At 37.7% G+C, this 4,379-nt stretch carries 4 protein-coding genes; all 4 read left to right on the forward strand.

The features are described from left to right. Positions 1 to 708 precede the first annotated feature (708 nt). The 4 genes from QZ276_RS06515 to QZ276_RS06530 are packed head-to-tail and all read left to right on the forward strand — an operon-like array spanning position 709 to position 4,210. Positions 709 to 2,874, forward strand: coding sequence for a hypothetical protein (locus tag QZ276_RS06515; protein WP_292486404.1), 2,166 nt, complete (start codon positions 709 to 711; stop codon positions 2,872 to 2,874). A gap of 10 nt (positions 2,875 to 2,884) precedes the next feature. Then, positions 2,885 to 3,103: a hypothetical protein gene (locus tag QZ276_RS06520; RefSeq protein WP_292486406.1), complete on the forward strand. Its 219-nt coding sequence runs from the start codon at positions 2,885 to 2,887 to the stop codon at positions 3,101 to 3,103. Positions 3,104 to 3,118: 15 nt separating this feature from the next. Next, complete coding sequence (locus QZ276_RS06525) at positions 3,119 to 3,862, forward strand: hypothetical protein (protein ID WP_292486407.1); 744 nt, start codon at positions 3,119 to 3,121, stop codon at positions 3,860 to 3,862. 12 nt (positions 3,863 to 3,874) lie between these two features. Then, complete coding sequence (locus QZ276_RS06530) at positions 3,875 to 4,210, forward strand: hypothetical protein (RefSeq protein ID WP_292486408.1); 336 nt, start codon at positions 3,875 to 3,877, stop codon at positions 4,208 to 4,210. Positions 4,211 to 4,379: the final 169 nt, after the last annotated feature.

Below are 4,379 nucleotides of genomic sequence, written 5' to 3' on the forward strand. Positions count from 1 at the left end.
ATTGGTGTTCTTGAAGAAAGAATTAATAATCTTGAATACTATACTTCTCTTTCTCTACTAGAGAATGAAACAAAAAGTATTTCAGTTACAGATAGTGCCGGTAACGAAAGATTTAAGAATGGCTTTCTTGTGGATAACTTTACTGGTCACAATATTGGTGACGTTTCACAACCGGATTACAACATTGCTGTAGATTCAGAAGAAGGTGAGGCACGTCCACCGTTCAAACTATTGAATACAGATTTGAATTTTGTATCGGGTAGTAGTACTAATACTAAGAGTAGTGATGATCTAGTTACTATTAATTACGATAATCTAAAAGTAATTGAACAGAATTTCGGTACTACAACTAGAAACGCGGCTGGTTTGCTCTACGGATGGAAAGGTGAAATTACACTAAATCCCGATCAAGACTTCTGGACAGACACAACTCAGCGTCCAGACTTGCAAGTTAACTTTGATAATAACGCCGATAACTGGCAACAATTAGCTAATGCGTGGGGAACACAGTGGAATAACTGGCAAAGTAACTGGACAAGTAGAAGAAGACGTGGATTTACTAGAGTTAGCAGAACAAGACAAACTAGACGCGGAACACGTGCTACTATAACACCAAGAACACAAACACAAAATCTTGGTAATCGTATCATTGATCTTTCAATCATTCCATTCATGCGTTCCAGAAATATTCAAGTTACGGCGCAGGGAATGAAGCCTAATACTAGAATTTACGCTTTCTTTGATGATGTTGATGTTAACGATTACATGACACCAACAGATAGTTCCTTTAATAGCACAGGTAATGAAGGTTCAGAACTCGTAACGAATTCTAATGGTGTATTCTATGGTATATTCAGACTGCCTAACAACGAATCGATTCGTTTCAATGTTGGTAATAAGAAGTTTGTACTAACAGATAGTCCAACTAACGAAACCGAGAAGGGTTTATTCACAACGTCGGCAGAAAGTGAATATAGTGCAAGAGGAACATCACAAGTTTCTCAGGAAACGGTTCTATCGACTAGAACTGCGGAAGTTAACTTTCAGAATGTAACTCAAAGACGTACAAGAACAACTAGAACACAGATTCAAAGACCTGTCAGAAGAAGAAGGCAACTTGGTGACGGCGGTGGTGACGGTGGTGCAGGTGATCCCATCGCACAGACTTTCCGTATTGATGATAACGCCCTTGGTGCTATCTCTGGTGGTGCATATCTAACCAAGATCGATCTTTACTTCTCCACTAAGGATAGTAACCTTCCGGTTACAGTAGAGATTCGTGAAGTTGATGCTGCTACACAATACGTCACAAATAAGGTTGTGCCATTTAGTAGAGTAACACTTCCACCATCATCTGTCAATACTTCATCTGATGGTTCGGCTGCAACAGAATTTACATTCCCATCACCTGTATATCTACAATCTGGCATAGATTACGCTTACGTAGTGAAGCCCGCTGGCGGCAATCCAAATTACAACGTTTATGTTGCACGTTTGGGTGATGTAGATATTATTACGGGTAACAGAGTAGTTAAAAATCCTTATTCTGGTGTATTATTTGCATCTTCAAATGATAAAACTTGGACTTCTATTCAAAATGAAGATATGAAGTTTGCTGCATATTTCGCTCAATTCAAGACTTCAAGTGGAACTGCATTCTTCCAGAACGAAGATAAGGATTATTACACAATTGCAAACGTATCAAGTGCATTTGATATCGTAGGTGAAAGTGTACACGGTGAAACTACTTTAAATCTAGGCTCTACTATCTCTGCTAACATTGGTGAATTTGCCGGTGGTGATACATCAAATGCAAATGGTGAGGTAACACTTGCAACAGGTAGCACATTAAGAGTTAAAGACGTAACTTTAGACGACAAGTATACCAATGGAGAAAATATTACTCTTTACTTTGCTAACGGTACGCCAACTGGTGAGAGTGCAACACTTAGCAGTCAATCTACACCAACAGGTTCGGTTGATTACTACGATGCTGTAACATCTGCAAACGTTCAACTACACTTGACAGAAGTATCATCCGCATTTACCGCAAATACATTTGTCAAAAGTCAATCGAATGGTAAGAGTGCAAGAATTGTTAGCATTGATAATATTCGAGTTGACGTTGTTGATCCTCTAAAGGGTAAGATTATTCCAGAAGGAACTTCTACAGAACTTGTCGGTAAGTTTGCAGAAACTTCAAGTAGTCTACAAAGTTCGTTCAAGTCTCTCACTGATAACGAGAACAACTATACTAGAACTGCAAGATATATTCTAAGTAGATCAAATGAAATCAACAATCTAAGTGGTCAAAAGTCAGCACAATTAAAAATGACTTTGAATTCAAGTAATGATTACACTTCACCGGCTGTTGACCTAAAGAGAACTTCTCTTATCACAGTAGAAAACTTGGTCAATAACGACACAACTGGTGAAGAAGATTCAGAAGGTGGTAATGCTAGTGCTAAGTATATCACAAGAACTGTTACACTAGCTGATGGACAGGACGCCGAAGATATTCAGGTATACATCGCCACATACAAACCATCATCTGCTGATGTTAAGATTTACTACAAGATTCTAAACGCGGAAGATAGTGATACTCTTGAAGATGTTAATTGGAAACCAATGACTCTTGATACAATTAACGACACTACATCTGATAGTGAAGATACGGAAGATTTCAAGGAACTTGAATATAGTATTCCAGACTCGGAAATGACAGGTGGTAATGGTGAAGTACAATATGTAAATTCTAATGGTGTGACGTTTACTGGATTTAAGCAATTTAAGATCAAGGTTCTATTGCTTTCAACAAATCCACCCAATCCACCAAGAATTCAAGATTTCCGAGCGTTAGCATTGTCTGTATAAGGTGATATAAATGAAACTTGATAAAATTAAAGATGATAACAGTTTTATGAAAGATCGAGATTCAAAAGCTGTCGTAAACGTTGATAATGATAAACTAGAAGCTTATAAGAATAAAAGACAAAAAAATAGGCAAATAGATAGAACTATTAAAGATGTTGAACAACTTAAATCAGATGTGGGAGAGATAAAATCTCTTCTACATCAACTGATAAATAATAATGGTAAATAAATTAAGGAATAACTAATGCCAATTGCAAACGTCACATTAAGCAATACATTTGATGAATGGCGTATTCGCCATAATGTTATAACTGTAAATGTCAACGCTTTACAGAACACCGCAACTGGTCTTAATACAGTTGCGGCCAATACTGTTACAAGCTTTATTCAGTTTGAATCCGGTGATGGTACAGAAAGCGCACCAGCATACGGATTCATTACTGATAGTGGTGATGGCATGTATCATCCTGCTAATGGTCAACTCGGCTTCTCTACAGGTGGTGTAAACGCTCTATTATTCGATCAAACCAGAAATGCGACGTTTTCGAATTCGGTAACTGTAGAAGCCTTTACCGCACAAGATACAGCCACTTTTAATAGTACAACTACGTATAATGGTGCTAGTACATACAATTCAAATGCAACCTTTTCTGGTACTACTGTAACATTCAATGCGAATACTTCGCATGTTGGTGATGTAGATGTAACTGGTACGTTGCGTTTTAAAAGTCAAGCTACAATTTCGGCAGACTTGATTCCTTCTCAGAATAGCACTTATGATATTGGTTCATCATCTAATTCTATTGGAACTCTTTACGCAAATAATGTTCAAACCGACAATTTCGATATAAATAACAGTGGTAATACAATTACAAGCATTGAACATGATGGGAATTTAGCGGGCGGCGATACATCAATTCCAACTTCACGTGCCGCAAGCGAATATGCAGACAATCAAGCAATTGCTTTTGCAATTGCACTTGGATAAAAGGAATAATTAATGGCTAATATATTTGATACCTTTACTTCACGTGATATAGGTACTACTCTCACTTTAGTTGGCGGATACACAGCTAATTCAATAAGCCAAACAACCGTTATTGGTTTAACAGTTGCAAATAAAACAAATCAAGCTGTAACCGTTGATGTAACTTATAGTGATGGTACTGCCAACACATATCTAGTAAAAAATGCGCCGCTTTCTCAGGGAAGTGCTTTTGTGCCTGTTGGTGGTGATCAAAAAATTGTTTTAACTACAGGTTACGGTATTAAAGTTGCCAGTAATACAGTAAATTCAATCGATGCCACAATGAGCGCACTTATTATTACGGGGTAAAAATTTATGAGTTATCTAGGCAATAAACCAGCAACACCAAAAGCTAATGCGGCTGATTTTGATTATAAAGGTCAATTTCCTAACGCCACCAACCTCAACACGCGTGACGAACTGGATAGGCGATACGTCACGCCGCAAATGTTTGCAACAGATGCAAGTGATCTTACAC

Origin of the sequence: Methanohalobium sp. (genome assembly GCF_018609725.1) — an archaeon.
GTDB lineage: Archaea > Halobacteriota > Methanosarcinia > Methanosarcinales > Methanosarcinaceae > Methanohalobium.

What these genes read in the sequence shown, in the direction of transcription:
- QZ276_RS06515 (WP_292486404.1), top strand. Translation starts at nt 709, where the DNA reads ATGAAGCCTAATACTAGAATTTACGCTTTCTTTGATGATGTTGATGTT.
- QZ276_RS06520 (WP_292486406.1), top strand. Translation starts at nt 2,885, where the DNA reads ATGAAACTTGATAAAATTAAAGATGATAACAGTTTTATGAAAGATCGA.
- QZ276_RS06525 (WP_292486407.1), top strand. Translation starts at nt 3,119, where the DNA reads ATGCCAATTGCAAACGTCACATTAAGCAATACATTTGATGAATGGCGT.
- QZ276_RS06530 (WP_292486408.1), top strand. Translation starts at nt 3,875, where the DNA reads ATGGCTAATATATTTGATACCTTTACTTCACGTGATATAGGTACTACT.